The sequence below is a fragment of the Variovorax sp. CCNWLW225 genome, assembly GCF_037204045.1.
Classification (GTDB): Bacteria; Pseudomonadota; Gammaproteobacteria; order Burkholderiales; family Burkholderiaceae_C; genus Variovorax.
Window position 1 is genome coordinate 39592 of sequence record NZ_JBBCBV010000014.1, and the last position, 25616, is coordinate 65207.

The window sequence follows — 25616 nt, forward strand, 5'->3', positions numbered from 1 at the left end:
AACGCTTGACCAACATCGGCAACGAAGAACTGGTGCTCATCGCAACCCAGTGTGACGGATATCCTGGCGGCGACTATATCGGCCGCCTGGCAGACACTTTCGGAAGCGTATGAGCCAAATTCACTCCAATTTACATCGAAATGCCTGGGCTGATTGGTGGGAAGGCACCCGCCGTACAGACATCTGGTGGACGCTTGCGTGGTTCGACATTGTGCTGCGCTATCGCCGCTCGATGCTGGGCCCTCTGTGGCTCACGTTGAGCATGGGGGCGATGATCGGCGGCATGGGGCCCCTTTATAGCTCGCTGTTTGGCACAGAACTCTCCAAGTTCTTTCCCCACCTTGCACTGGGGATCATCTTCTGGGGCTTTTTCTCCAGCGTGGTGACGGACTCGTGCAACGCCTTTGTGGGCTCGTCCAATTACCTCAAGCAGGGCTATTTTCCAATCAGCTTGTTCGTCTGGCGGAGCATGGCGAGAAATCTGATTCAATTTGCCCATCAAATCGTTTTGTACGTTCCGGTTGCGCTTTGGGCGGGTGTCTCGCTTTCAGCTTCGGCCCTGCTGATCATTCCTGCGATGGTCATCGCCATCATCAATGCCCATGCGCTTGGGTTGCTGCTTGGCCTAGTCTGCACCCGCTTCCGGGATGTGACGCAAATCGTCAGCAGCGTGATGCAGATGCTGATGTTTCTGACGCCTGTGTTCTGGCTCCCCGAAAGTCTTCCTGATCGCGCCAAGTACATCCTCTGGAATCCGTTTGCCCAAATGCTCGACTTGCTGCGGACTCCATTGATGGGAGGAGTCGCCACTTCTCACAGTTGGTGGGGGATTCTGGGGTGGACGGCTTTGACGCTCGTCGCCTCCACGCTCCTGTTCTCGAAATACCGTCGACGTGTCGTCTACTGGCTCTGATACATGGCTTCCATTTCACTAAAAAACGTTGCTGTTAATTTCCCGATCTACGGCGCGGGAGCGGCATCCTTGAAAAAGACACTGGCGGCGTCCGTCACCGGCGGCAGGTTTGGGAAGGAAACCGGCGTCACAGTCGTTCAGGCACTGAGCGACATCAACCTCGAGTTGAAAAGCGGCGATCGGCTGGGGCTGATCGGGCACAACGGCGCGGGCAAATCGACCCTGCTACGCACGTTGGCGGGCGTCTACGAGCCTTCCGCCGGCGAATTCCGGCGCGAAGGCACCGTATCGAGCCTGATTGATCCATCCCTGGGCATCGAGCCCGATGCAACGGGCATCGAGAACATCATGCTGCGCGGCCTCGTCATGGGGCTGAGCAAGAAGGAAATCGACCGACTGACGCCTGAAATCTGCGAGTTCAGCGGACTTGGGCAGTACGTCGACATGCCGGTCCGCACCTATTCGACCGGCATGATGATGCGGCTTGCCTTTTCGATCTCCACCAGCGTGGAAGCAGACATCCTTCTCATGGACGAATGGCTCTCCGTCGGTGATGCCGACTTCACCGAGAAAGCGGAGAAGCGCATGCGAGACGTGGTTTCGAAGTCCGGCATTCTGGTGCTTGCCTCTCATTCGCCGACGCTGATCGCCAAGGAATGCAACATGGTTCTCAAACTCAGCCATGGCCGACTCGAAGCGGCCGATCTGTCGCAGCTCGAGATGTGATCTGAGCCCGCTGGGCTGGCACCTTCACCCGCCCCCTGGACTTTCGTCTTGGAGCGCTATGAAGGCGCTGCGAGAAGACCCAGGCGTAGCGCATTGCGCTTCTCTCTTAATTAGAAGAAAGAATAGCGCACTGTTGATTTGCCGATTTGGCAGAATCCTAGTGCCGCGGCGACTTCTTTCCGCCGCAGAACTTTGTGCGCTTTTCTAATTAGGGGCTTCCATGAAGAAACATGCGGTGGTTACGGGCATTACGGGTCAAGACGGCGCCTATTTGGCTGAACTGTTGCTTGCCAAGGGATACATCGTCTACGGCACTTACCGCCGCACCAGTTCCGTCAATTTCTGGCGCATCGAGGAACTCGGGATTCAAAAAAATCCCGATCTGCATCTTGTCGAGTACGACCTTACCGACCTGGGCAGTTCAATCACACTGATTCGCGACGCCGCGCCGGACGAGGTCTATAACCTTGCTGCACAGAGTTTCGTGGGCGTCAGTTTCAATCAGCCCGTGGCCACTGCACAGATCACGGGGGTAGGCGCGCTGCACCTCCTCGAAGCCATCCGCTTGGTCAATCCGAAAATCCGCTTCTATCAAGCCTCCACGTCGGAGATGTTCGGCAAGGTGCAAGCCATTCCCCAAGTCGAGGAAACGCCTTTTTATCCTCGCAGTCCGTATGGTGTCGCAAAGCTCTATGCGCACTGGATGACCATCAACTACCGGGAAAGCTACGGCATCTTCGGCTGCAGCGGCATTCTTTTCAATCACGAGAGCCCCTTGCGCGGCCGGGAGTTCGTGACCCGCAAGATCACCGATGGCGTCGCAAAAATCAAGCTGGGCAAGATGGACGTACTGGAGCTCGGCAATCTTGACGCCAAGCGCGATTGGGGCTTCGCGAAGGAATATGTCGAAGGCATGTGGCGCATGCTGCAGGCTGAAGAACCTGACACCTACGTGCTGGCAACAAACCGCACAGAAACCGTGCGTGACTTCGTCGGTATGGCATTCAAGGCCGCCGGGATGATCATCGAATTCAGGGGCTCCGGCGACTCGGAGTCCGCGGTCGACATGGCGACGGGCAAGACCGTGATGCGCATCAATCCGAAATTCCACCGCCCGGCCGAGGTGGAACTTCTGATCGGCGACCCCGCCAAGGCCAAGGCCAAACTTGGATGGGAGCCTGCCACCACACTTGAGCAACTTTGTCAGATGATGGTAGAGGCCGATCTTAGACGGAATACCCAAGACTCGTCATTTTGAGAATACTGCTTACCGGCGCCGAAGGTTCACAGGTTAAGTATCTACTGAATGAGCCGCCGCGGCAGGGCTCGACCATCGCGCTCCAGACTGATCCGAGGAGTAGCGAAGCAGTATGGGGCAAGGTCTTGGCGATTGAGTCCGAACGCATGCTAGCTTCAACGCGCGGCTAGTCCAATTGCAGCGCGTTGAGGATGGCAGTCACTTGGTGCTGCCAGCCGAACCTCGATAGCGCATCAGCCCGGGCGTTTACCGCCATAGACTCATACGTTTCGCTGCGATCCAAAGCTCGCAGAATCGCTTCGGTCCATTCATGCGCTTTGGTCAGATATCCATTCTCACCGTCGCGGATTGCTCGCTGATAGGTATAGCTCGGAGAAGCAATGCTCAAAGTGCCCACGCTAGCTGCCTCGAAATACTTCAACTCCGATTTGCAGTCAGTGAAGGCGTTCGATTGCAGTGGCATTAAGTTGAACTCGACCATTCCAAGCAGACGCTGCAGGTTGACATAGTCCTGAAAGGGCTGCCGGCTGATGCGGTCGGAAAATTCGCGCATAGCAGGTCCATGGTCAATGTAGCCAACGACCATGACCTCAACGTCTGGCCGTTCGGCCAGCACTTCGACCAACGCAGGCTCGACGATTGCATAATCAAGACGATGGGACGGCGAGCCACTGAAGTAACCTAGGCATACCCTGCCCTTGCCGGAAAAATGCATTCGCTCCTTCTCAGCAAATACCTTTTCCGCCAGTTCCAATTGCTCCTTGTTCATGAAGTTTGGCACTACGGATACCGGAAGGCCTGAATAGCCCGCAAGCTTCTGCGCAAGAAAATCGTTGGTCGTTATAGCGCCATCGCAGAGCTTCAGCGTCTGCCCCATCCTGGCGATCATTGCAAACCAGTCGTCCCATACGCCCTTCTGCGTCACGTCGATGCCCAGAGTCGCAACCAACAGATGGGCGTAATCCGTATCAAAAACCAGATCGTCGACATCGAACAAAACTCTCTTCCGACGCGCACGGAATTTGGCGATCAGTCCGTTGACCTGATGGCAATAACGCGAGCGACAGATGACCAGCAGGTCCGCCGCATCGGCAATTTCATCGAAACGCCCGCAGTCAGACAAGAAAAAGTAGCTCGCCGAGACATTGCACAAGTAACTCTCGTTCAACACTTGAGCCATGTTGTAGGCGCGATAACGAAACGTGCTGTTGTTCGGCTCTTCGTAAAAATAGGCAACGCGTACTTCTCGGCGACAAAGTATCGCAAGTCGCTTCGAGAGAGGCTGAAGCCAAGGATCAGCGTAGGAAACGAGAGGAATATTCAATTCGAACATCAGCGTGCCATCGAGAGCAACTGAAGAATTGGCTCAAACGATTGAGTCCAGTCCGAGCCCAACCCATTGGCCGCAAAATTGCGCGCGCGCGTTTCCTTATCATCTGCGAGCGCGACTCCAGCGCGAAGTGCGTTGAGTGACGCGTCCGTATTCAGTTCAGCGCAAATGATGTTGCGCGAATAACTCGACAGATCCTGCTTGTTGGCGAACTTATTGGTCACCACCACTGCGCCGCTGGCCGCCAGGTCGAGCGGCGGGTAGCTCGGGTGCGGCGTGTACATCAAACAGAGTCCGAGATCGATTGTTCCGGCAAGCTCCGCATACGCTTCCCAGTCAAGGCCTTCGCAGCGCTGGGGTATGTAGCTACCACCGAACGTCACATTCGGTATGTACTTGCCGACCAAGAGAATGTCCCATTGGTTGAGGTCAAGAATCCCTTCGTCGACGGCCCTATTGATGACATTCAGGCCGAAGTGGAAAAGATTGCGCTCATTGTTCGGCCGCGCGTAAAAAAAGAATCTCTTCTTTCCCCCTGGCTCCCGCTGGCGCTCATGGAATAGTGCCTTGGGAAAGGCCGGTTCGAACCAAGTTCCATTGCGCTTCAGATGACTCAAGCCATCTGCGACCAGGTGGTCGTACAAAAGCCGCGTGTTCACGACGAATCTGATGTCTTGGTTATTCAAGATCCGTTCGCATTGAACTCGATCATCCCCGAACGGATAGAACATCCGCTCGTCCTCTTGAAGCAGATAGATGATCGATGCATGGGGCACGCTGGGCAGCGTTGCGGCAGTCGTCCACCAGGAAGTAGTGATGAATGTCTCATCGGAGTGAATGTCCAAGCCTGCGGTCGCCGTGTCGGTCTCGCAAGCCGAGCCTTCTCTTGCCGCGGGAGAAAACTTCAGTTGGATTTCGTGCCTCAATTGAATTCCGTAGGCACGCAAAATCTGTGCAGCATTCGAAGCCGAGGGGACTTCGGTTCGCGTCACAATCCGCAGCGTGGCGTTCATCCGATTAGCCAACTGTGCAGCGAGCAGCAGCGCCGTACCCACCCCACCGAACAGGCTTCCATCCCCAATGCTGTCGGTCACCAAGCTCACTCTCGGGATCGACGCTTTAGGGATGACGTAGGTCTCCAACGGCTGGAAGGCAAAGAACCTCGCGCGAACAATCTCGCTCGCGGGCGTGGGTTGTCCGCCCGCAATAGCAGCAACATCAACCGGAGTGGTATCGACTGCGATGTTGTCGGGGGCTAATTCATTGAAAATCGGACGCCCCGCAATTGCATCACCCAACTTGGCCCGAATGAGTCGCGCAGCAGCAGCTGTGCCGTGCTCTTTCCAAAATGCCAGGAATCGCCTCCCTCGCTCATTCATCGATATTTCCTTGCACTTTTATCAGTGACACTGTCGCTTGTTATGTACTTTGGTCTTCTTGGAATCACTACAACTCGGCCCGCGGCCAAGCGGTTCGTTAACTATCGAATAGGGCCGCATCGCGAAAGGCCAAACCTTGTTGATCTTTTGCGGAGAGCAAAGGAGCCATGCCGGAGTCCGGCCATTGGATATCGATGTCCGAATCGTTCCAGACGATGCTTCGCTCATGCGCTGGCGCGTAGTAGTCCGTGGTTTTGTACAAAAACTCTGCCGTTTCGCTCAACACCAAAAAACCATGTGCGAATCCTGCTGGGACCCATAGCTGCTTGTGGTTGTCCTCACTGAGCTCCACCCCCACCCATTTCCCGAACGTCGGCGATGACTTGCGGATGTCCACCGCCACATCGAACACCGCGCCTCGAACCACACGCACCAGTTTTCCTTGCGGCTGCTGAATCTGGTAATGCAGCCCTCGCAGCACACCCTTCGCCGAGCGCGAATGGTTGTCCTGCACAAACTCGACATGCCGCCCGACCGCTTGGTCGAACGCCTTGCCGTTGAAGCTCTCGTAGAAGAAGCCGCGCGCATCGCCAAAAACCTTCGGCTCGATGATCAGCACCTCGGGTATTGCAGTTGGGGTTGCCTTCATGAGCGCACCTCCTCGGCCAACAGGTGGTTCAGATATTTGCCGTAACCATTCTTCTGCAATGGCGCTGCGAGCCTCGCCAACTGCTCCCGGTCGATAAACCCGTTGCGCCAGGCAATTTCTTCGGGGCAGGCGATCTTCAGCCCCTGCCGGTGCTCCAGCGTGGCAATGAACTGCCCTGCTTCCAGCAGGCTCTCGTGCGTGCCGGTGTCCAGCCACGCATACCCGCGCTGCATGATCTGCACGTTGAGTTGATCGAGGTCCAAGTAGGCCTGGTTGACGGCGGTAATTTCCAGCTCGCCGCGCGCGCTGGGCTTCACGGCCTTGGCGATATCGATGACCTGGTTGTCGTAGAAATAAAGGCCCGTCACGGCGTAGCTACTCTTGGGCTTGGCCGGTTTTTCTTCGATGCTGCTGGCCTTGCCTTGTGCATCAAAGGCCACAACGCCGTAGCGCTCTGGGTCGTGCACGTGATAGGCGAACACCGTGGCGCCCGCCGATTTCGCATCGGCATCGGCCAGCAGGTGCGCAAAGTCGTGGCCGTAAAAGATGTTGTCGCCCAGCACCAGCGCGCTCGGCGAATTGCCGACGAACTTGTCGCCGATGATGAAGGCCTGCGCGAGCCCGTCGGGACTGGGCTGCACCGCGTACTGCAAGTTGATGCCCCATTGGCTGCCGTCGCCCAGCAGCTGCTGGAAGCGCGGGGTGTCCTGCGGCGTGCTGATGATCAGGATGTCGCGCATGCCGCCGAGCATCAGCGTGCTGAGCGGGTAATAGATCATCGGCTTGTCATACACCGGCAACAGCTGTTTGCTGAGCGCGAGCGTGGCGGGATGCAGCCGGGTGCCCGAGCCGCCGGCCAGAATGATGCCCTTGCGTTGCGTGGTCTTCGTGGTCTTCGTGGTCATCGTTGTATTTCTTTCTTGCTTTCTCTGCTTACTAGGCAACGCGCGTTTAAAGGGTCTCGCGCAGCATGCGGGCGACGCCTTGTTGCCAGTGCGGCAGCACCAGGCCAAAGGTGGATTGCAGCTTGCGCGTATCGAGGCGCGAATTGGCCGGCCGCGTAGCGGGCGTGGGGAAGGCACTCGTGGGTACGGCTTCGACCTGTTCGGGGCCGGCCTTGAGCTCTACGCCGGCTTGGCGCGCCTGCTCAAGCACAAAGCGTGCATAGCCGCACCAGGTGGTCTCGCCGCCGGCGACCGCGTGATACAGGCCGGCTTTGGAAGGGTCTTGCAAGGTGGCACGAATCGCATGCGCCGTGATATCGGCCAGCAGTTCGGCACCTGTCGGGGCGCCAAATTGGTCGTCGATGACGGTCAGCTTTTCGCGTTCCTTGGCAAGCCGCAACATGGTCTTGGCGAAGTTGCCGCCGCGCGCGGCAAACACCCAGCTGGTGCGAAAGATCAGGTGCTTGGCGCAGTGCTTGGCCACCAACTGTTCGCCTTCGAGCTTGGTGCGGCCATACACACTGAGTGGGCCGGTGGCATCGTCTTCTTGCCAAGGCTTGCTGCCGCTGCCATCGAACACGTAGTCGGTGGAGTAATGCACCATGAGTGCACCGATCTGCCCGGCGGCTTCGGCCACCACGCCGGGCGAAGTGGCGTTGAGCTTGCGCGCGAAGTCGGGCTCGCTCTCGGCTTTGTCCACGGCCGTGTGGGCCGCGGCATTGACGATCACGTCAGGCCGCACCTTGAGCACAGTCTCGGCCAACTGGTCGGGACGGCTGAAGTCGGCGTTGAAGTCGGTGCTGTCGAAATCGAGCGCCACCAGTTCGCCCAGCGGCGCGAGGCTGCGCTGCAACTCCCAGCCGACCTGTCCGCCCTTGCCCAGCAGCAGCAGCTTCATGCGGTGGCCTTGGCCGCGGGTGCGGCGTCGTATTGCTTCTCGACCCATGCGCGGTACGCGCCGCTTTGCACGTTGCGCACCCATTCGGCGTTCGCGAGGTACCACTCGACGGTCTTGCGGATGCCGGTGTCGAAGGTTTCGGCGGGCTTCCAGCCCAGCTCACGCTCCAGCTTGCGTGCATCGATCGCGTAGCGCCGGTCGTGGCCGGGGCGATCGGTAACGTAGCTGATCTGTTCCTTGTACGGTTTGCCATCGGCGCGCGGGCGCAGTTCGTCGAGCAGCGCGCACACGGTGTTCACGATCTCGATGTTGGGCTTCTCGTTCCAGCCACCGACGTTGTACGTCTCGCCGAGCTTGCCGGCCTCGAGCACGCGGCGAATGGCGCTGCAGTGGTCCTTCACATAGAGCCAGTCGCGCACCTGCATGCCGTCGCCGTACACCGGCAAGGGCTTGCCAGCCAGGGCGTTGACGATCATCAGGGGGATGAGCTTCTCGGGGAAGTGGAACGGCCCGTAGTTGTTGGAGCAGTTGGTGGTGACCACCGGCAGGCCGTAGGTGTGGTGCCAGGCGCGCACGAGATGGTCGCTGGCGGCCTTGCTGGCTGAGTAGGGGCTGTTGGGCTCGTACTTGTTCTCTTCGGTAAAGGCGGGATCGGTCTTGGAAAGTGAGCCGTAGACCTCGTCAGTCGACACGTGAAGGAAGCGGAAGGCAGACTTTTGCTCAGCCGGCAGTGCGCTCCAGTAGCCGCGCACCGACTCGAGCAGGCGAAAGGTGCCGAGCACGTTGGTTTGCACGAAGTCTTCGGGGCCATGGATAGAGCGATCCACGTGCGATTCCGCGGCAAAATTCACGATAGCGCGTGGCTTGTGCTCAGCCAACAGGCGATCGACCAAAGCGCTGTCGCCGATGTCGCCCTGCACGAAGATGTGGTTCGGGTTGCCGTTGAGCGAGCCGAGCGTCTCGAGGTTGCCCGCATAGGTCAGCTTGTCGAGATTCACGATGGACTCGTCGCTCTGCGCCAGCCAGTCGAGTACGAAGTTGGCGCCAATGAAGCCCGCGCCGCCGGTTACCAGGATCATGAGTCTCCCCGAAGTTTCGAATCAATGACAATTATCCCATTGGTCGAATTGTCAAAAATCCATGGTCGGCTCTTCGCGGTCCCAACCTACAATGGCGTTAATGCAGGAGAGCGAGTAGTTCTTTTTACTACTCCACCGAAGGCGCAAACTCCCATAAACGCTCAGGTTGGCCGAACGGAACTGTTGGAATTCTTTCAAACAGTTTCGGGGCATGTACTGCATCAACTGACACGCCGTCTGGAGAGCCATCACCTCGCGTGATGCACCGAAGGAGCAAACCCGCTGCGGGCGCAATGGGTGAATCTCTCAGGTACCGAGGACAGGGGGAGCGGCAACTTGGACGGCGGTCGTCCGGTTGCTTGCTATTTATTCAATAGCAAACCCCGCCCGCGGTTCAAGCGCTTCAACCTCAAAGGTATTTGAAATGCGCGTGATCGTTCTAGGCGCCGGCTTGCTCGGTGTTACCTCGGCTTACTATCTCCAGCAACTCGGCCATGAAGTGACCGTCATCGACCGGCAGGCCACCCCCGCCGCCGAGACCAGTTTTGCCAACGGCGGGCAAATCTCCGTCAGCCATGCCGAACCCTGGGCCAATCCGAGCGCACCGCTCAAGGTGCTGCAATGGCTGGGCAAGGAAGACGCACCGCTGCTCTTTCGCATTCGCGCGGACATGCGCCAATGGCTCTGGGGCTTGCAATTCCTGCGCGAATGCACCCCTGCCCGTACGAAGCACAACATCGAGCAGATCGTGCGCCTGGGCACCTACAGCCGCGAAGTGCTGCAGCAGTTGCGGCGCGACACGGGCATCGCCTACGACCAGCGCACCCAAGGCATCCTGCACTTCTATACGACGCAGAAAGAGTTCGACAGCGCCCTTGCGCCCGCCGAACAGATGCGCGCGCTCGGATGTGAACGGCAAGTCATCTCCGCGGACGAGGCAGTGAAGATCGAGCCCGCCCTTGCGCACATCCGTCCGCAATTGGCCGGTGCCACCTACACGGCAGAAGACGAGTCCGGCGATGCAAACCTCTTCGCCCGCGAAATGGCACGCCTCGCGGCAGCGGCGGGCGTGAAGTTCCTCATGAGCCACACGGTGACTGCGCTGCGCGAAGCGGGCGGCAGCATCGACCACGTGGAAGCTACCGACAACGAAGGTCGCTTCCAACGCATTCGCGGCGACGCCTTCGTGCTTGCAATGGGCTCATTGAGTCCGCTGTATGCCGCGCCGCTGGGCATTCGCCTGCCGATCTATCCAGCCAAAGGCTATTCGGTCACGCTGCCAGTCAAAGACGCGACGAAGGCGCACCAGGTTTCGCTGACCGACGACGAGTTCAAGCTCGTGTTTTCGCGGTACACGTCGGCCTCCGGCGACCGCCTGCGTATTGCCGGCACGGCCGAGCTCAATGGCTATGACCGCGACTTGAACCGCGTGCGCTGCGAAGCGATCGTGCGGCGCGTTGAACAGCTCTTCCCCGGCGCTGGCGACACCACACAGGCGCAGTTCTGGACAGGCCTGCGCCCCGCGACGCCGAGCAATGTGCCGTTGATTGGCAAGACGAAGCTGCCCAACCTGTACCTGAACACCGGGCACGGCACGCTTGGGTGGACGCATGCGTGCGGGTCGGGCAGGTCGGTGGCGCGGATTGTGAGCGGGCTTGCGCCTGAGGTCGATTTTGCGTTTGCCGGCATGCCTACGCCAGCAGCGCGCCTGCTCCAGCCGGCCTGATCTGGCCGTGGCGGTGGTTAATCGTTGCCGGTAAACACCGTCAACACCCCCGTATACCCATACAAGTGGTGCCGGGCAATCTCCCCCGCCGCAAAGAATCCGACCAGCGGCACGTCGCCGAGCGCGTGCCGCACGATCTGCAGCTCGGCGCCCGGTGCGCCGAAGTGCGGCCCGCCGCGTCCCGAGCAGCTCACGTACACGGCACCCGCAATGCGGCGCGCCGGGTGCGGCGCTGCTTCGGCCTCCCCGGCCGCCACGGCGCGCGCGGTGGCCAGGGTCTGTTCTTCGGGCTCCAGTTCTTCGCGGATTTCCGCGCAGATGCGCATCAGGTCGGCGCGTGCGGCCTGTGCATTGCGCCGGCAGAAGGTCAGGCGCATGCCGGCCTCGGCCACATCGGCAATGGCGATGCCGCGCCGCGTCGGATCCAGGCCGATGATGTGGCGCACCAGCACGTCGGCGCCCAGGTCGCCGGTGCGGCGGATGCCGTCGCTGCCCGCATCGGCCAGGCCCACCAGGGTGGCGCGCACGGCGTCGATGGCTTCCTGCGGGCGTTCGAGCGAGACCTGCAGGTCGGCCAGCAGCACGTCGAGTGCGGGCTCGCCATCGAGCTTGAGCAGCAGGTTGCCGTCGGCCTCGGTGATCTCGCGCTCACGCCCCCCGCCGGAGCGCAGCGGCTGGCAGCCTTGCGTGACGCGCGACACCAGCCGCACGCCCTCGCCGAACACCACGCCCGACAAGCCACCCGAGAACACGCCGCCCGCAGCGCCGTGGCCGCGGATGTTTCCGTTGCCGCCGACCGCAAACTGCAAGGCGCCCGCACGGCCTGACGAGAGGCCGCCGAACAGGTAGCCGGTGTCGGTGCGGCCCGCCATCTCGCCGATCAATTCGGTGAGATCGGGGGTGGCCGGGTCCGCATGCACCAGCGCCGTATGCGCCTCGAAACCGCTCATCTCCGAGTTGCCCAGTGGAGCCACGCCGGAGAACACACGATATTGGTCGCTCGGCAGCGCGCAGAGCATCAGGCTCAGGCCGGGCTCGTCGAAGTATTCGGCATTGTTGGCCGACACGCCGATGCCGACGGTGCCGGACCAGTCGGTCACCTCCGGAAGCTCGGCGCTCAGGTGGTCGAGGATGTCTTGCGCATCGGACGCGTAGTGGTCGGTGATGTAGAGCAGCCCGAGCGTCGGCGCCGACGCGTAGTCGGGCAGCGCCATCTGGGCGCGCAACTGGGCCAGCACAAGGCCGGCCGCCATGCGCCATTGCGGATGGGTGGCGTGACCGGAGGGAAACAACTTCATGATGCGTGCCAACCCGTTCTCTTCAAGATGTGTGTATGTATGACGTCAGCGCCGTCCGGTCGTTCGCTTTCGCGCGGCGGTCGGCGCCTTCTTTTTGGCGGCGGTTGCTGTCGCCTTCCTTGCGGCCGGCTTTGAAGCGGCGGGAGCGGCGGCCGGTGCCGGCACCTTGATCTGGGCCGCGTCGTGCAGGGCCGATGTGGCGATCTGCTGGAACTGCTCGGTCAGCGAACCCCACCATTGCATCGGATCGATCACGCCACCGTCGCCGCCCGATGCGGAAGCAGCCGAGGCCGGCTTGCTGCGGGCTTTTTTGGCGGGTGCCGGCGTTTCCTCCTCCGCCTCGACTTGTGGCTCAGGCTCCGCCGGCGGGGCAGCAACCGGCGCTGCCGGGGCCGCCTGCTTGGTGAACGCGCTCGCGATATCTTCCATCCGCACGTTCATGCCGCGCAAGGTCGAAAGTGTCATCTTTTGCACCTCGAGCGCCTGGATGGTGGCCTTGAGCGCATGGCCGTTCTGCTCGAGCCAATATTGCACGGTCTTGAGCTCCTGGATGCGCTTGTCGACCTCTTCCACGCTGAGCGTGGGCGCCACCCAGCTCGCAAGGCTCGGCAAACCGGGCCCGGCGCTCGTGGCAGCGCCCGATCCGGCGGCGGCACCGCCTGCGAGATTCTTCAGAAAGTCGAATCCGGGGACAAATTGACTGAAGTCAAAAGGCTGGCTGGCGTTGCTCATGCAGGGGTCTCCGGGTTGGGTTTTCTTGTGATGCCAGCTTACTCCAACGCACTGGCGATTTGGGCCCGCGGCCCTCGCGTTTACCTGCCCGGAGCTGTCACAGCTCCGCGCGAACCTTGCTGAACACTTTCCAGAATGCGGCGTCCTGCGAGGTCGCGAAGTTGATGCGCATCATCGTGCTCGGCGGCCTGCGTGCATGGAAGAGCGAACCCGGCGCAAGCAGGTAGCCCTGGTCGAGCATGCGCTGCGTGAGCGCGTCGGTGTCCACGCCCGTATCCACCCAACCGAACAGGCCCGCCGGCTCCGAGGCGAAGGTGCAGCCGTGCGCCATGGCCAGCTTCACCGCACGGCTGCGCGCACCGTCGAGCCGGATGCGTATGCGATCGGCATGCCGGCGCAGTTGCCCCTGGTCGATGCACCACGACAGCGCCCGCTCGAACAGCGTGGGCGTGGTCAGCGTGGCCAGCAGCTTGGTTTCGAGCAGCCGCTCCTTCAACTCGGGCGATGCGGCCAGAAAGCCGATGCGCCAGTTGGGCGCGAGGATCTTTGCGAACCCGCTCACGTAGATGGTGCGCTGCAGCCCGTCGAGCGCGCTGAGCCGCGTGGCGTGCTCGGGCGCGAGATGGCTGTAGGTGTCGTCCTCGACGATGTGAAAGTCATGCTCGTTGGCCAGCTTCAGCACGCGGTGCGCGCTGCCCGGGGTCAGGCTGTACCCGGTCGGGTTGTGCAGCACGCTCACGCTCACGAAGAGCTTGGGGCTGTGCAGCGCGCAGTACTGCGCCATCACTTCCAGGTCGGGCCCGTCGGCACGGCGCGGAACCGGCAAGATGCGCATGCCCAGCGCCTCGAGCCGCGCGAATTCGAGCGCCCACCCGGGCTCCTCCACCATGACCGGATCGCCCGCTCGCAGCAGCGTGCGGCTCACGATGTCCAGCGCGTGCGTGGCGCCCACGGTCGTCACGATCTGGTCGGGCGCGGCCGGCACGTTGATGCCCACGAGCTTGTTCGACAGGCTGCGGCGCAGCGCGGCATCGCCCGAAGGTTCGCCGTACTGCAGCGACAGCTCCTGCAGCGCGGCTGTATTGGTCATGCGGCGCACCGCGGTCGGCATGAAGGTCGACGACATCCAGTCCGGCGGAAACACGCCCATGCCCGGCTGCGGCTTGTCGCTTGGCCTGTGGAACATGCTGCGGATGAGCGAACTCGCGTCAGCCGGTACACGCGACGCCATCATCTGCGCGACCATGGGCGCCGCATTGGCCGGGCGCCCCTCCGGGGCTGGCGCCGCATCGCGCACATAGAAGCCGCGCTGCCGGCGCGCCTCGACCAGGCCCTGCGCCAGCAGTTGGTCGTAAGCCGCCACTACCGTATAGGGGCTCACGCCCTGCTGGCGCGCGCATTCGCGCACCGAGGGCAGGCGCGCGCCGGGCGGCAGCAGCCGGGTGCGGATGCGCTCTGCCAGCCGGTCGGCCAATTGCCCTGTGAGCGACTGGGTGGAGGTTCGTGTCAGCATCGGCCTTGCGCTTCTGTGTCGAGTGGCAGGCCAATACAGTTTTCGAATATGTTCGATCAACTGTATTGGAACTGTAATGGTCTCAAAGTTTAGAGTGTATGCAATGAACTGGCAAGAATTCACCGCGCTGCTGGTGCTGGCCACAGCGATGAGCTTCTCGCCCGGGCCCAACACCACGCTCTCCACCGCCCTGGCCGCAAACGGCGGCCTGCCGCGCGCCATGCGTTTTGTCGTGGCGGTTCCCGTGGGCTGGACGCTGCTGCTGGTGCTGTGCGCGGCGGGTATCGGCGCGCTGGTGGTGGCAGTGCCATCGCTGCGCCTGGCCATCAAGGCGCTCGGCGTGGGTTACCTGCTGTGGCTCGCCTACAAGCTGAGCGGCAGCGCCACGCTCGGCCGTGCGGATAGCGCCAGCCTCCACATCGGCTTCGGACAGGGCGTGATGCTGCAGTTCGTCAACATCAAGGCGTGGCTGCTCGCGCTCACGCTGGTGGCCGGCTGGATTGCGGGGCAGCCCAATGCGCTCGGGCGCTTCGCCATCGTCGCGCCGGTGATGCTGATCTACGCCTTCATCAGCAACTTCACTTATGCGCTGGTCGGCGCGCTGCTGCGCGAATGGCTCTCCAAAGGCAAGCGCCTGCTGTGGTTCAACCGCGCGATGGGGATGGTGCTGGTGCTCACGGCCTGGTGGATGCTGAGCGTATGAGCAGCAGGTTCAACGTCAAGGAAGAAACCCTGGGCATGTGGCTGGGCGTGATCGGCGTGGCGCTTTTCGCCGTCACCCTGCCGATGACGCGGCTGGCCACCGGCACGCAAGACGCGCCGCAGCTTTCGCCCTGGTTCGTCACGCTGGGCCGCGCCGCATTGGCCGGTGTTCTCTCGACGATCTTCCTGGTCGCCACGCGATCGCCTCGGCCCGCGCCGCACCAGTGGAAGCCGCTCGGCATGGCGGTGCTCGGCAATGTGATCGGCTATCCGCTGCTGCTGGGCTATGCCTTGCGCGTGGTCACGGCCAGCCATGCGGCCGTGGTCACCGCGCTGCTGCCGCTGGTGACCGCCGCGGTCGCCGCCCTGGTGCTGCACCAGCGCGCGCGGCTCGGCTTCTGGCTCTGCGCCGTTGCAGGCAGCGTGCTGGTCGTGCTGTTCTCGCTGCTGCGCGCAAGCCAGAACGGCCACGGCTTCGGTTTCGAATGGGCCGACCTGCTGCTGGTTGGCGCGGTGATTGCGGCCTCGTTCGGCTACATCTACGGCGCGCAGGTCACGCCGTCGCTCGGCGCGGAGCGCGTGATCTGCTGGGTGTGCGTGATGGCGCTGCCGGTCACCCTGCCGGCCACATTTGCCTTGTGGCCGCAGGAACCCATCGCCACCACGGCCTGGGCGGGCTTCGTCTATGTCGGCGTGTTCTCGATGTGGATCGGCTTCTTCGCCTGGTACCGCGGCCTTGCGATGGGCGGCGCGCTGCGTGTGAGCCAGACCCAGCTGCTGCAGCCCTTCTTGTCGATACTGGCCTCCATTCCGTTGCTGGGCGAGCCGCTCGATGTGGTTACCCTCGGCTTTGCCGGCGCGGTGGTCTGCACCGTGGTGCTCGGCAAGCGCCTCTCCCAGCCGCAGCCCGCTCCTGCCGTTTCGCCGCGTTCAGCGCGCGCCGAACAATCCTGACATTCGCCCCTCACCTCACCCGCCTGAAAGAAGAACCATGAACTGGAAACTCGCCGCCCGCGCCGCCAAGATGAACCCGTCGGTGCTGCGCGAAATCCTCAAGGTCACCGAGCGCCCCGGCATCATCAGCCTGGCCGGCGGCCTGCCCTCGCCCAAGACCTTTCCCATCCAGGCCTTTGCCGACGCCTGCGCCGAGCTGCTGCACAAGGACGGCCAGGCGGCCCTGCAATACGCCGCGAGCGAAGGCTATGCGCCGCTGCGCCAGGCCGTGGCCGACATGCTGCCGTGGAACGTCGACCCTGCGCAGGTGCTCATCACCACCGGCTCGCAGCAGGGCCTGGACCTTGTCGCCAAGGTGCTGCTCGACCCGGGCAGCAAGGTGCTGGTCGAAACCCCCACCTACCTTGGCGCGCTACAGGCCTTCGGTCCGATGGAGCCTGAACCCGTGAGCGTGGCCAGCGATGACGACGGCGTGATCGTCGAAGACCTGGTGGCCAAGGCGAAGGATGCCCGCTTCATCTACCTGCTGCCCAACTTCCAGAACCCCACCGGCCGCACCATGACCGAAGAGCGCCGCGCCGCAGTCTCCGCCGCGGCCGCTGCTGCGGGCCTGCCGATCGTCGAGGACAACCCCTACGGCGAACTGTGGTTCGACGAAGCGCCGCCGCTGCCGCTGACCGCGCGCAACCCTGAAGGCTGCATCTACCTGGGCTCGTTCTCCAAGGTGCTCGCGCCCGGCCTGCGCCTGGGCTTCCTGGTCGCGCCAAAGGCCATCTATCCCAAGCTGCTGCAAGCCAAGCAGGCGGTCGACCTGCACACGCCCATCTTCACGCAGCGCATGGTTTCGGCGGTGATGAAAGACAACTTCCTCGACAGCCACGTGCCCACGATCCGCGCGCTGTACAAGCGCCAGCGCGACGCGATGATCGCCGCGCTCACGCGCGAGATGGCCGGCCTGGACGTGAAGTTCAACGCACCCAAGGGCGGCATGTTCCTGTGGGCGCGCATGCCCGAGGGCATCGACACCGTGGCGCTGCTGCCCAAGGCGGTCGAGCGCAACGTGGCCTTCGTTCCGGGCGCGCCGTTCTACGCGGGCCAGGGCGACCCGCGCACGCTGCGCCTGTCGTTCGTCACGGCCAGCGTCGAAGAGATCGATGTCGCCATCGCCGCGCTGGCCCTGACGCTGCGCGAAGAACTGGCGCTAGTGGCCGAACGCAAGCTCGCGCCCGAACCGGTCTGAGCCGCCATAGGCGCCATAGGCGCCATACAGAGGTACCACCATGCACATTGCCATACTGACCTTCGACGGCTTCAACGAACTCGATTCGCTGGTGGCGCTCGGCGTGCTCAACCGCATCAAGAAGCCGGGCTGGCGCGTGACCCTGTCCGCGCCCAGCGCCACGGTCACGTCGATGAACGGCGTGACCGTGCATGCGAGCTCCACGCTCGAGGCCGCCGCCGAGGCCGAGGCAGTGCTCGTCGGCAGCGGCATTCGCACGCGAGAGATTGCAGGCGACCCCGCCATCATGAGCGTGCTGCGCCGGCTCGACGCCAAGCGGCAGCTGATCGGCGCGCAATGCTCGGGCACCCTGCTGCTCGCCAAGCTGGGCCTGCTGGGTGCGGTGCCCGCATGCACCGACCTCACGACCAAGCCGTGGGTGCAGGAGGCCGGCGTCGAGGTGCTCAATCAGCCTTTCTTCGCGAGCGGCAATGTGGCCACCGCCGGCGGATGCCTGTCGGCGCCCTATCTCGCGGCCTGGCTCATTGCGCGCAGCGAAGGCGTCGAGGCTGCGAAGAGCGCATTGCACTATGTCGCGCCGGTGGGCGAGAAGGACGACTACGTGGCACGGGCCATGCGCAACATCGAGCCGTACCTCCCGCAGGTTGCGGCAACCGCGACGGCCTGAAGACGCATTGCCGTTCACACCATGATCAGCCTCGCCACGCTCGCGTTATTCCTCCTCGCCGTTCTCGCGCTGTTCCTGTCGCCCGGGCCGAACATGGCCTTCGTGCTCTCGCACGGCGTGGCGCACGGGCCGCGCGGCGGGTTTGCGGCGGCGCTCGGCATTTCGTCGGCCGACCTGGTGCACACGCTTTTTGCCGCCACCGGCGTCACCGCGCTGGTGGCGGCATGGCCTCCTTCCTTCGAACTGCTGCGCTATGCGGGCGCGCTGTACCTGCTGTGGCTGGCGGTGCAATCGCTGCGCAGCAGCAACGGCGGATTGCCCGGCGGCACACGCGCGCAGCCCTCCGCCTTCGGGCGCATCGTGCGCATGGCCTTTTTCAACAACCTGGTCAATCCGAAGGCGCTGCTGTTCTTCATGGTGTTCCTGCCGCAGTTCGTCGACCCGGCGCGCGGCAGCGTGCCCTTGCAACTGGTGCAGCTCGGCGTCATGCTCTCGGCTGCCGCGCTCGCGTTCAACACGCTGCTCGGCGCATGCAGCGGGCAAGTGGGCCGCTGGCTGCAGCGCCGCCCGGGGGCTGAAAGATTCCAGCGCGGCCTGCTGGCGCTGGTGATGGTCGGCCTGGCAATTCGCCTGCTGCTGCTCGACCGTCCTTCCATGCCTTCTGCCCTGTCCGCCACACCTGCTCAAGGAAGCTGAACACCATGCTCAACATCTGGGGCCGCATCAGTTCGATCAACGTGCGCAAAGTCGTCTGGTGCGCGCAAGAACTCGGGCTCGACTTTCAACGCACCGAAGCCGGCGGCCGTTTCGGCGTGGTGCAAACGCCCGAATACCTGGCGCTCAACCCGAACGCGATGGTGCCCACCATCGACGACGGCGAAGGCAGCGAACGCGTCACGCTCTGGGAATCGAACGTGATCGTGCGCTACCTGTGCGCCAAGCATTCGCACGGCAAGTTCTACCCGAGCGACCTGCCCGCGCGCTTCGACGCCGAGCGCTGGATGGACTGGCAGCAGACCACGCTCAACCGCGCGAGCCGCGACGCCTTCGTGCAATGGGTGCGCACGGTGCCGGCCGAGCGCGAGCCCGCGCTCATTGCGGCTTCTGTCCATGCGAGCGAGGGCTTGTTCGCGATGCTCGACGCCCACCTTGCACGCCAGCCCTTCATGGCCGGCGACCGCTTCACCATGGCCGACATCCCCATCGGCTGCGAAGCGCACCGCTGGTTCGGCCTGCCGCCGGCCGAATACCAGCGCCCCAGCTGGCCGAACCTCGAACGCTGGTACGGCGAACTCCTCTCCCGTCCGGGCACGCGCGGCGTGCTCGATCTCCCGCTCGAATGACACCATGAAACCCCGCCCGTTCAAACAAGTCGACGTCTTCACCGCAACGCCCTACCTCGGCAATCCGCTTGCCGTGGTGCTCGACGGCTCCGGCCTGGACGGCGCCGCCATGCAGCGCTTTGCGCAGTGGACCAACCTGTCGGAAACCACCTTCCTGCTGCCGCCGACCGAGCCCACGGCCGACTACCGCGTGCGCATCTTCACGCCGGGCGGCGAGTTGCCCTTTGCTGGCCACCCGACCATCGGCAGCTGCCATGCCTGGCTGCAGGCCGGCGGCAAGCCCAAGGCCGCTGGCCGTGTGGTGCAGCAGTGCGCAGCCGGCCTGGTGCCGCTGCGCCTCGAAGGCGAGCGCCTGGCTTTCTCGGCTCCGCCGCTCAAGCGCAGTGCGCCCAGCCCCACGCTGCTGGCCAAGGTGGCGGGCGCGCTGGGCCTGAAGGCGCAGCAGATCGTTGCGGCCCAGGTGCTGGACAACGGCCCGGTCTGGTTCGGCCTGCTGCTCAGCGATGCGGACACCGTGCTGCGGCTCGTGCCCGACCATCGCTTGCTCAAGGAGCTGGGCGTCAAGGCCGGCGTGGCGGGCGTGCCCGCGGCAGAGGGCTCGTCGATGCTCATCGGCCGATCGAACCGCGAGGCGCGCGCCTTCGGCGGCAAGGCTCAGGCCGCAGAAGGCGACGGCCAGAAGATCGACCTGGAGGTGCGCGCTTTCGCAGCGCCCATCGGCGTCGAAGAAGACCCCGTCACCGGCAGCCTCAACGCCGGCCTTGCCGAATGGCTGATTGCCGACGGGCACATGCCCGCGCGCTACGTGGCCGCACAGGGCCAGTGCCTCGGCCGCGCCGGGCGCGTGTACATCGAGCGCGACAGCGACGGCATGGTGTGGGTCGGCGGCGATGCCGTGACCTGCATCGACGGCCAGGTCACGTTGTAGGGGCAAGGCACCATGCCCGCACAACTCGACCATCTGGTGATCGCCGCCGCCTCGCTGGCCGAAGGCGTGGCGTGGTGCGAAGCCACCCTGGGCGTGACGCCCGGCCCCGGCGGCGCGCATCCGCTGATGGGCACGCACAACCGGCTGCTGAACATCGCGAGCGAGGCGTTTCCACAGGCGTACCTGGAAATCATTGCCATCGAACCCGGCAAGCGGCCTTCGCGCCCCGGCACGCGCCGCTGGTTCGACCTGGACGATGCCGTGCTGCAGGCAGGCCTCGTGCGGCGCGGACCGCGGCTGGTTCACTTCGTTGCGCGGGTGCCCAATGCGCACGCGACGCTGCAGGCGCTGGCGCACGACGAGCGCGCGCACATCGATCGCGGCCACCTGCTCGAAGCCTCGCGCGACACACCCGCCGGCCGGCTCGAGTGGCAGATCACCGTGCGCGACGACGGCCAGCGGCTCTTCTATGGCGCGCTGCCCACGCTGATCCAGTGGGGTCCCGTGCATCCGACCGATGCCATGCCGGCCTCCGGCCTGGCGCTGCGATCGCTGCAGGCCACCCACCCGCGCGCGGCCGACCTGGCCGCGGCGCTGTCCACCATCGGCATGGCCGGCATGGCCGTTCAGCCCGGCGCGCCCAACCTCGTGGCCGTGCTCGACACGCCGCGCGGCCCTGTCACGCTCCAATCCGAAGGACTCTGACCGTCATGCTGACCTTGACCGAAATCGCCTGGTTCGGGCTCGCCGCTGTATTGCTCGCACTCACGCCCGGGCCGAACATGATCTATTGCGTGTCGCGCACGCTCATCCAGGGGCGCCGCGCGGGGCTCATTTCGCTCGGCGGCGTTCTGCTGGCGTTTCTGGTGCACCTGTTTGCCGCAGCGCTCGGGCTCACCGCACTGCTGCTGGCCGTGCCGCTCGCGTTCGACGCCATTCGCCTCGCCGGCGCGGCCTATCTGCTGTGGCTCGCATGGCAGGCGGTCAAGCCCGGTGGCAATGCGCCGTTCGAGGCACGCGCGCTGCCGGCCGACCGGCCCGGCAAGTTGTTCCGCATGGGCTTTCTCACCAACCTGCTGAACCCCAAGGTCGCGATGTTCTACCTGTCGTTCTTTCCGCAGTTCATTCATCCGGAGCGCGGCTCGGTGCTGCTGCAGAGCATGCAGCTGGGCGTCGCGCAAATTGCCAGCAGCGCGGCAGTCAACACCGTCATGATCCTGGGCGCTGCGAGCATCACGGCCGTGCTGTCGCAAAGTGCCGGCTGGCTGCGCGCACAGCGCTACATCATGGGCAGCGTGCTGGCGGCGCTGGCGGTGCGGGTCGCGCTGACGGAACGCAAGTAAAGGCAGCTCGTGAGATTCACCCGTGAAGAGATCGAAGCCGCCCAGCGCACCGTCGGCGTCGCCATGCCGCCCACACCGCAGTACGCATGGCCGCTGCTCGCGCAACGTCTCGGCGCCACCGTGTGGGCCAAGCACGAAAACCATACGCCAGCCGGCGCATTCAAGATTCGCGGCGGGCTGACCTACTTCGAAACCCTGGCGCGCGAGCAACCCGGCGTGCGCCATGCCATCAGCGCCACGCGCGGGAACCACGGCCAGTCGGTCGGCTTTGCGGCGCGGCGCCACGGCCTCGCAGCCACCATCGTGGTGCCGCACGGCAACTCGCTCGAGAAAAACGCCGCAATGCGCGCGCTGGGCGTACAGCTGGTCGAGCATGGCGAAGACTTTCAGGCGGCGGCGGAGCATGCCGCCATGCTTGCCGAGCGAGACGGCATGCATCGGGTCCCATCTTTTCACCGCGAGCTGGTGCGCGGCGTGTCTACTGCGTATGTCGAATTCTTCAGCGCACTGAAGAGCGCACCGCCCGACGTGCTCTTCGTGCCAATCGGCCTCGGCTCCGGCTTTGCCGCGGCGGCCGCGGCGCGGGCGCATTGCGGCGTGTCGACCAGGCTCATCGGCGTGGTCTCAGCCCATGCCACGGCCTACCGCGACTCCTTCCGCGCGGGGAAGCCCATCGAATCGCCCGTCAGCACTCGGCTCGCCGACGGCATGGCCTGCCGCACACCGGTGGCCGAGTCGGTGGAGGTGATCCTGCGCGAGGCCGACGACGTAATCACCGTCACCGACGACGAGGTTGCCGAGGCCATGCGCATTCTCTTCAGCGACACGCACAACGTCGCCGAAGGTGCGGGCGCTGCGGCGCTCGCGGGGGCGTTGCAGCAGCAGGAGCGCTGGCGTGGCAAGACGGTCGGCATCAGCGTGAGTGGCGGCAACGTCGATTCGGAGATGTTCGCGGGGGTGCTGGGGCGGGGTGGCGCGAAGGCCTAAGGGGTGGCGTGTGTGGGGGCGCTGTTATTCAGGGCGCGTGCACAGGCCACCGGGTACTCCCCTCCGCGAATGTCCCCCGGGGCTGCGCCCCTCCTCCTTTATTTCGCTGCGCGGAGCACCCGATGCCCTGTGCACCGGGGCACGCTTGTGGTGTACCGCTGATCAACGACTGCTCTGAATCACGCACCCGCTGGCGGGGTGCCTTGCGCAGCGAAATAAAGGAGGAGGCCGCAGGCCGGGGGACATTCGCGGAGAAAGGTACCCCGTCGGCGGGTGCGCCGCCCTGAATTGAACGACCTACGAAACACCCACCGAACCGATGACTAAGGCAGCGGTCCCGTATTGGCAGTGCCCAACGGCAGCCGAGACACCTCAGCCAACAACAACGCCAACTGCTCCGCAGCCGCATCGACAACAGCCTGCCCGCGCGCAGCAGTCGCCGCGGCCGCATTGCCCGCCGCGCCTTGCGGGTTGTAGTCCTCCATGGCCCAGCCGAGCTTCGCGCTCTTGCCGTTGCCGAGGATGGCGTAGTCCGCTGCGCGCTGCTCGGAGGTGGAGCGGAAGTTCTTCGCCTCGGCCATGCGCACCTGCTGCGGCGCAAGCGCCAGCATCATCGAGGTTTCGATATCGCCCGCATGCACGCCAAAGCGATGCTCGCCGGCGCCGAACTGCGCGCCCGCATCGCCCAGCGGAAGGTTGAACCAGCTCACGCTGTAGACGATGAGCCCGTGCTCCGCGCGCAGCTCTCGCGCCACGATGTCCATTGCGCCCACGTGCCCGCCGTGCGCGTTGAACAGCACCAGCTTCTTCACGCCGGTCCGCGCCACGCCGGCGCCAATTTCCTTCCACATGCGGATCACTGTTTCGGCCGAGAGCGTAAGCGTGCCGGCGAAGCGCGCGTGCTCGGGGCTCAGGCCGATCTGCTGCGTTGGCAAGAACAGCACCGGCAGATCGGCCGGCAGCCGCGGCAGCGACGCGGCAACGATGCCTTCGGCCAACACGGTGTCCACGCCCAAGGGCAGGTGCGGCCCGTGTTGCTCGGTCGCGCCGAGCGGCAGCACCGCCACGGTGGCTGCCACATCGAGCGCGGCAAAGTCGCGCGTCGTCAGTTGAGACCAGTAGCGGGGCAGGGATACCGAAGGAGCGTTCATCCGCCGATCTTAGAGCGGTGATTCAATCCACGCGACCCCGCGCCGCGCGGCCCTCCTTCTTTCTATTCTCGATTCAAGTCAAGGACACTCACATGGATCTCCAGCTTCAGGACCGGCACGTTCTCATTACCGGCGGCAGCAAGGGCATTGGCCTGGCCTGCGCGCTGGGCTTCTTGCGCGAGGGCGCGCGTGTGAGCCTGGTCTCGCGCGACCTGAAGAACCTGGAGCAGGGACGCAAGACGCTTGTCGAGGCGTTTGCAGAAGCCGAAGGCCGGGTGTCGGTACATGCCGCCGACCTCAAGGACCCGGCTGGCGCCGTGGCGGCGCTCGATGCCGCCGAGCAGGCTTTCGGCCCGGTGGACGTGCTGGTGAATTCCGCGGGCGCCGCGCGCCGTACGCCGCCCGACGAGTTGAACGCCGCCGCCTGGCATGACGCCATGGACGCCAAGTACTTCACCTACATCCACATGATCGACCCGGTGGTCAAGCGCATGGGCCAGCGCGGCCAGGGCGCCATCGTCAACGTGATCGGCCAGGGCGGCAAAGTGGCGAGCCCCGTCCACATGGCGGGCGGCGCGGCCAACGCAGCGCTCATGCTGGTGAGTGCCGGCATGGCGTCGGCCTATGCGGCCAAAGGCGTTCGGGTGAATGCGGTGAACCCCGGCCTCACGCTGACCGAGCGGCTGCAGGAAGGCCTGAAGGCAGATGCAAAGCTGCAAGGCATCGGCAGCGATGAAGCGCTGCAGCGCGCCAAGGCAAGGCTGCCGCTCGGCCGCATTGCGGCGCCTGAAGAAATTGCTAATGCGGTCGTGTTCCTGGCATCGCCGAAGGCGAGCTACATCACCGGCGCCATCGTGGCGATGGACGGCGCCGTCACGCCGATGATCTAGCCGGGCATCGGCGCGAGCGCGTCGAACTTGGCAGCCAGAAAATCCACCAGCGCCCGCACGCGCGCCGGCACAAAGCGCCCGCTCGGCAGCAGTGCGTGCAGCGGATAGGGCTCGGTCTCCCACTCGGGCAGCAGGCGCACCAGCGTGCCCTTGCGCAGGTCGTCCCGCACGTCGAGCGCCGACTTCAGCACGATGCCCCGCCCGGCCACAGCCCACTCGCGCGCGAGCGAGGCGTCGTCCACGCTGCGGTCGCCCTTCACGCGCACTTCGGTCCATTGGCCGTTCTGTGCAAAACGCCAGGTGCGGTGGCGGCGCCCGCCGCGATCGAAGGTCAGGCAGTTGTGGTGCAGCAGGTCATGCGGCGTCTTGGGCGCGGCATGGCGGCGCAGGTAGCCGGGCGATGCGGTGAGCAGCGGGTTGGTGAGCGCAAAGGGTCGCGCCACAAGCCGTGAATCGGCCAGCGCACCGTAGCGCAGCGCCACGTCGACCTCGTCGCGGGTCACGTCGAGCAGCCGGTCGCCGACCGAAAGCGACAGCTGCACGCCCGGGTGCAGCGCCAGGAACTCGTCGAACCAGGGCAGCAGCGTGCTGCGCGTAAGGTCCGAGGGGGCTGCCACGCGCAAGGTGCCGACGAGCTCACCACGGTCGGCCGTGACCAGCGATTCGCCTTCGTCCAGCAGCTCGAAGGCGCGAACGGCGTAATCGAGCAGCGTCTGGCCCTGGGATGTCAGGCGCATGGCGCGGGTCGATCGCTCGAACAGCCGCGCGCCCAGCTGTGTTTCGAGCCGCTTGAGCGTGGCGCTGGCGGCAGCGGGCGTCATGCCCAGCGCATGGGCGGCTGCCGTCAGGGTGCCGCCGCGCGCGGTCTGCACCAGCACCTGCAGGTCCGAGAGATTTTCAATTTTCATTTGAAGGTGTTGCTTCAACCGGCAGTCTTATCAATTTTCATTTGCCATCCTACAGTCG

Annotated in this window: 26 protein-coding genes and 2 riboswitches; of the genes, 15 read left to right on the forward strand and 11 right to left on the reverse strand. The window is 64.2% G+C overall.

The annotated features are described in order from the left end of the window. Positions 1-109 precede the first annotated feature (109 nt). The 3 genes from V9L20_RS20325 (at position 110) to gmd (ending at position 2897) form a co-directional block, all read left to right on the forward strand. Positions 110-913 (forward strand): ABC transporter permease, encoded by an 804-nt coding sequence (locus V9L20_RS20325; RefSeq protein WP_337297970.1) that lies wholly within the window; start codon positions 110-112, stop codon positions 911-913. Positions 914-916: 3 nt separating this feature from the next. After that, positions 917-1639: an ABC transporter ATP-binding protein gene (locus V9L20_RS20330; RefSeq protein ID WP_337297971.1), complete on the forward strand. Its 723-nt coding sequence runs from the start codon at positions 917-919 to the stop codon at positions 1637-1639. Positions 1640-1859: 220 nt separating this feature from the next. Further along, positions 1860-2897, forward strand: a complete 1038-nt coding sequence (gene gmd, locus V9L20_RS20335; RefSeq protein WP_337297972.1) for a GDP-mannose 4,6-dehydratase — start codon at positions 1860-1862, stop codon at positions 2895-2897. A 166-nt stretch (positions 2898-3063) separates the two neighbouring features. Here the strand turns inward: gmd and V9L20_RS20340 are convergent, their stop codons facing one another. The 6 genes from V9L20_RS20340 to rfbB form a co-directional block, all read right to left on the reverse strand. Beyond that, entirely contained in the window at positions 3064-4230 is a 1167-nt protein-coding gene (locus tag V9L20_RS20340; protein WP_337297973.1) for a glycosyltransferase, read from the reverse strand. After that, complete coding sequence (locus V9L20_RS20345) at positions 4230-5606, reverse strand: rhamnosyltransferase WsaF family glycosyltransferase (RefSeq protein WP_337297974.1); 1377 nt, start codon at positions 5604-5606, stop codon at positions 4230-4232. The genes V9L20_RS20340 and V9L20_RS20345 overlap by 1 nt, the downstream gene beginning before the upstream one ends. A gap of 97 nt (positions 5607-5703) precedes the next feature. Further along, positions 5704-6255, reverse strand: a complete 552-nt coding sequence (gene rfbC, locus V9L20_RS20350) for a dTDP-4-dehydrorhamnose 3,5-epimerase (RefSeq protein WP_337297975.1) — start codon at positions 6253-6255, stop codon at positions 5704-5706. Then, the gene (gene rfbA, locus V9L20_RS20355; RefSeq protein ID WP_337297976.1) at positions 6252-7160 is read right to left on the reverse strand and encodes a glucose-1-phosphate thymidylyltransferase RfbA; all 909 of its coding nucleotides are present in this window, start codon (positions 7158-7160) and stop codon (positions 6252-6254) included. Before rfbA ends, rfbC begins: the two co-directional genes overlap by 4 nt. Positions 7161-7206: 46 nt before the next feature. Continuing rightward, positions 7207-8097 (reverse strand): dTDP-4-dehydrorhamnose reductase, encoded by an 891-nt coding sequence (rfbD, locus tag V9L20_RS20360; protein ID WP_337297977.1) that lies wholly within the window; start codon positions 8095-8097, stop codon positions 7207-7209. Next, a complete protein-coding gene (gene rfbB / locus V9L20_RS20365; protein WP_337297978.1) occupies positions 8094-9176 on the reverse strand; it encodes a dTDP-glucose 4,6-dehydratase in 1083 nt (360 codons plus the stop codon). The genes rfbD and rfbB overlap by 4 nt, the downstream gene beginning before the upstream one ends. Positions 9177-9269: 93 nt before the next feature. Further along, positions 9270-9369, forward strand: a riboswitch (glycine riboswitch). Positions 9370-9403: 34 nt separating this feature from the next. After that, a riboswitch (glycine riboswitch) is annotated at positions 9404-9509 on the forward strand. A gap of 91 nt (positions 9510-9600) precedes the next feature. On the opposite strand from rfbB, the gene V9L20_RS20370 reads away from it, so the two are divergent. Next, a complete protein-coding gene (locus tag V9L20_RS20370) occupies positions 9601-10902 on the forward strand; it encodes a D-amino acid dehydrogenase (protein WP_337297979.1) in 1302 nt (433 codons plus the stop codon). Positions 10903-10919: 17 nt separating this feature from the next. On the opposite strand, the gene V9L20_RS20375 is transcribed toward V9L20_RS20370, so the two are convergent. The 3 genes from V9L20_RS20375 to V9L20_RS20385 form a co-directional block, all read right to left on the reverse strand. Further along, positions 10920-12200: an FIST signal transduction protein gene (locus V9L20_RS20375; RefSeq protein WP_337297980.1), complete on the reverse strand. Its 1281-nt coding sequence runs from the start codon at positions 12198-12200 to the stop codon at positions 10920-10922. Between the two features lie 45 nt (positions 12201-12245). Next, complete coding sequence (locus V9L20_RS20380; protein ID WP_337297981.1) at positions 12246-12932, reverse strand: PhaM family polyhydroxyalkanoate granule multifunctional regulatory protein; 687 nt, start codon at positions 12930-12932, stop codon at positions 12246-12248. A 97-nt stretch (positions 12933-13029) separates the two neighbouring features. Next, positions 13030-14445, reverse strand: a complete 1416-nt coding sequence (locus V9L20_RS20385) for an aminotransferase-like domain-containing protein (protein ID WP_126747656.1) — start codon at positions 14443-14445, stop codon at positions 13030-13032. 103 nt (positions 14446-14548) lie between these two features. Between V9L20_RS20385 and V9L20_RS20390 the strand changes: the two genes are divergently transcribed. The 10 genes from V9L20_RS20390 to V9L20_RS20435 are packed head-to-tail and all read left to right on the forward strand — an operon-like array spanning position 14549 to position 22609. Continuing rightward, a complete protein-coding gene (locus tag V9L20_RS20390; protein WP_258503895.1) occupies positions 14549-15148 on the forward strand; it encodes a LysE family translocator in 600 nt (199 codons plus the stop codon). Next, positions 15145-16101, forward strand: a complete 957-nt coding sequence (locus V9L20_RS20395; RefSeq protein ID WP_337297982.1) for a DMT family transporter — start codon at positions 15145-15147, stop codon at positions 16099-16101. The genes V9L20_RS20390 and V9L20_RS20395 overlap by 4 nt, the downstream gene beginning before the upstream one ends. 37 nt (positions 16102-16138) lie before the next feature. Further along, on the forward strand, positions 16139-17341 hold the full coding sequence (locus V9L20_RS20400; RefSeq protein WP_337297983.1) for an aminotransferase-like domain-containing protein: 1203 nt from the start codon (positions 16139-16141) through the stop codon (positions 17339-17341). 40 nt (positions 17342-17381) lie between these two features. After that, positions 17382-18008: a DJ-1/PfpI family protein gene (locus V9L20_RS20405; protein ID WP_258503892.1), complete on the forward strand. Its 627-nt coding sequence runs from the start codon at positions 17382-17384 to the stop codon at positions 18006-18008. A 21-nt stretch (positions 18009-18029) separates the two neighbouring features. Further along, on the forward strand, positions 18030-18704 hold the full coding sequence (locus V9L20_RS20410) for a LysE family translocator (RefSeq protein WP_258503891.1): 675 nt from the start codon (positions 18030-18032) through the stop codon (positions 18702-18704). Between the two features lie 5 nt (positions 18705-18709). Continuing rightward, a complete protein-coding gene (locus V9L20_RS20415; RefSeq protein ID WP_337297984.1) occupies positions 18710-19351 on the forward strand; it encodes a glutathione S-transferase family protein in 642 nt (213 codons plus the stop codon). Positions 19352-19355: 4 nt separating this feature from the next. Then, positions 19356-20279 carry a PhzF family phenazine biosynthesis protein gene (locus V9L20_RS20420; protein ID WP_337297985.1) on the forward strand — a complete coding sequence of 308 codons (924 nt, stop codon included), beginning with the start codon at positions 19356-19358 and terminating at the stop codon, positions 20277-20279. A gap of 12 nt (positions 20280-20291) precedes the next feature. Further along, a complete protein-coding gene (locus V9L20_RS20425) occupies positions 20292-20984 on the forward strand; it encodes a VOC family protein (RefSeq protein ID WP_337297986.1) in 693 nt (230 codons plus the stop codon). 5 nt (positions 20985-20989) lie between these two features. Beyond that, complete coding sequence (locus tag V9L20_RS20430; RefSeq protein WP_258503888.1) at positions 20990-21622, forward strand: LysE family translocator; 633 nt, start codon at positions 20990-20992, stop codon at positions 21620-21622. A 9-nt stretch (positions 21623-21631) separates the two neighbouring features. Continuing rightward, positions 21632-22609 (forward strand): threonine dehydratase, encoded by a 978-nt coding sequence (locus tag V9L20_RS20435; RefSeq protein WP_337297987.1) that lies wholly within the window; start codon positions 21632-21634, stop codon positions 22607-22609. Between the two features lie 323 nt (positions 22610-22932). Here V9L20_RS20435 and V9L20_RS20440 read toward each other — a convergent pair whose 3' ends face one another. Then, complete coding sequence (locus V9L20_RS20440) at positions 22933-23760, reverse strand: creatininase family protein (protein ID WP_337297988.1); 828 nt, start codon at positions 23758-23760, stop codon at positions 22933-22935. 92 nt (positions 23761-23852) lie between these two features. On the opposite strand from V9L20_RS20440, the gene V9L20_RS20445 reads away from it, so the two are divergent. After that, a complete protein-coding gene (locus V9L20_RS20445) occupies positions 23853-24650 on the forward strand; it encodes an SDR family oxidoreductase (RefSeq protein WP_281147736.1) in 798 nt (265 codons plus the stop codon). Here V9L20_RS20445 and V9L20_RS20450 read toward each other — a convergent pair. Continuing rightward, positions 24647-25558, reverse strand: coding sequence for a LysR family transcriptional regulator (locus tag V9L20_RS20450; RefSeq protein ID WP_337297989.1), 912 nt, complete (start codon positions 25556-25558; stop codon positions 24647-24649). The genes V9L20_RS20445 and V9L20_RS20450 overlap by 4 nt on opposite strands. Positions 25559-25616 lie beyond the last annotated feature (58 nt).

What these genes read in the sequence shown, in the direction of transcription:
- gmd (WP_337297972.1), top strand. Translation starts at nt 1,860, where the DNA reads ATGAAGAAACATGCGGTGGTTACGGGCATTACGGGTCAAGACGGCGCC.
- V9L20_RS20340 (WP_337297973.1), bottom strand. Translation starts at nt 4,230, where the DNA reads ATGTTCGAATTGAATATTCCTCTCGTTTCCTACGCTGATCCTTGGCTT.
- V9L20_RS20370 (WP_337297979.1), top strand. Translation starts at nt 9,601, where the DNA reads ATGCGCGTGATCGTTCTAGGCGCCGGCTTGCTCGGTGTTACCTCGGCT.
- V9L20_RS20405 (WP_258503892.1), top strand. Translation starts at nt 17,382, where the DNA reads ATGCACATTGCCATACTGACCTTCGACGGCTTCAACGAACTCGATTCG.
- V9L20_RS20445 (WP_281147736.1), top strand. Translation starts at nt 23,853, where the DNA reads ATGGATCTCCAGCTTCAGGACCGGCACGTTCTCATTACCGGCGGCAGC.
- rfbA (WP_337297976.1), bottom strand. Translation starts at nt 7,160, where the DNA reads ATGACCACGAAGACCACGAAGACCACGCAACGCAAGGGCATCATTCTG.
- V9L20_RS20330 (WP_337297971.1), top strand. Translation starts at nt 917, where the DNA reads ATGGCTTCCATTTCACTAAAAAACGTTGCTGTTAATTTCCCGATCTAC.
- V9L20_RS20400 (WP_337297983.1), top strand. Translation starts at nt 16,139, where the DNA reads ATGAACTGGAAACTCGCCGCCCGCGCCGCCAAGATGAACCCGTCGGTG.
- V9L20_RS20450 (WP_337297989.1), bottom strand. Translation starts at nt 25,558, where the DNA reads ATGAAAATTGAAAATCTCTCGGACCTGCAGGTGCTGGTGCAGACCGCG.
- V9L20_RS20395 (WP_337297982.1), top strand. Translation starts at nt 15,145, where the DNA reads ATGAGCAGCAGGTTCAACGTCAAGGAAGAAACCCTGGGCATGTGGCTG.
- V9L20_RS20420 (WP_337297985.1), top strand. Translation starts at nt 19,356, where the DNA reads ATGAAACCCCGCCCGTTCAAACAAGTCGACGTCTTCACCGCAACGCCC.
- V9L20_RS20390 (WP_258503895.1), top strand. Translation starts at nt 14,549, where the DNA reads ATGAACTGGCAAGAATTCACCGCGCTGCTGGTGCTGGCCACAGCGATG.
- V9L20_RS20425 (WP_337297986.1), top strand. Translation starts at nt 20,292, where the DNA reads ATGCCCGCACAACTCGACCATCTGGTGATCGCCGCCGCCTCGCTGGCC.
- V9L20_RS20345 (WP_337297974.1), bottom strand. Translation starts at nt 5,606, where the DNA reads ATGAATGAGCGAGGGAGGCGATTCCTGGCATTTTGGAAAGAGCACGGC.
- V9L20_RS20415 (WP_337297984.1), top strand. Translation starts at nt 18,710, where the DNA reads ATGCTCAACATCTGGGGCCGCATCAGTTCGATCAACGTGCGCAAAGTC.
- V9L20_RS20385 (WP_126747656.1), bottom strand. Translation starts at nt 14,445, where the DNA reads ATGCTGACACGAACCTCCACCCAGTCGCTCACAGGGCAATTGGCCGAC.
- V9L20_RS20410 (WP_258503891.1), top strand. Translation starts at nt 18,030, where the DNA reads ATGATCAGCCTCGCCACGCTCGCGTTATTCCTCCTCGCCGTTCTCGCG.
- rfbD (WP_337297977.1), bottom strand. Translation starts at nt 8,097, where the DNA reads ATGAAGCTGCTGCTGCTGGGCAAGGGCGGACAGGTCGGCTGGGAGTTG.
- rfbB (WP_337297978.1), bottom strand. Translation starts at nt 9,176, where the DNA reads ATGATCCTGGTAACCGGCGGCGCGGGCTTCATTGGCGCCAACTTCGTA.
- V9L20_RS20440 (WP_337297988.1), bottom strand. Translation starts at nt 23,760, where the DNA reads ATGAACGCTCCTTCGGTATCCCTGCCCCGCTACTGGTCTCAACTGACG.
- V9L20_RS20380 (WP_337297981.1), bottom strand. Translation starts at nt 12,932, where the DNA reads ATGAGCAACGCCAGCCAGCCTTTTGACTTCAGTCAATTTGTCCCCGGA.
- V9L20_RS20430 (WP_258503888.1), top strand. Translation starts at nt 20,990, where the DNA reads ATGCTGACCTTGACCGAAATCGCCTGGTTCGGGCTCGCCGCTGTATTG.
- V9L20_RS20325 (WP_337297970.1), top strand. Translation starts at nt 110, where the DNA reads ATGAGCCAAATTCACTCCAATTTACATCGAAATGCCTGGGCTGATTGG.
- V9L20_RS20375 (WP_337297980.1), bottom strand. Translation starts at nt 12,200, where the DNA reads ATGAAGTTGTTTCCCTCCGGTCACGCCACCCATCCGCAATGGCGCATG.
- rfbC (WP_337297975.1), bottom strand. Translation starts at nt 6,255, where the DNA reads ATGAAGGCAACCCCAACTGCAATACCCGAGGTGCTGATCATCGAGCCG.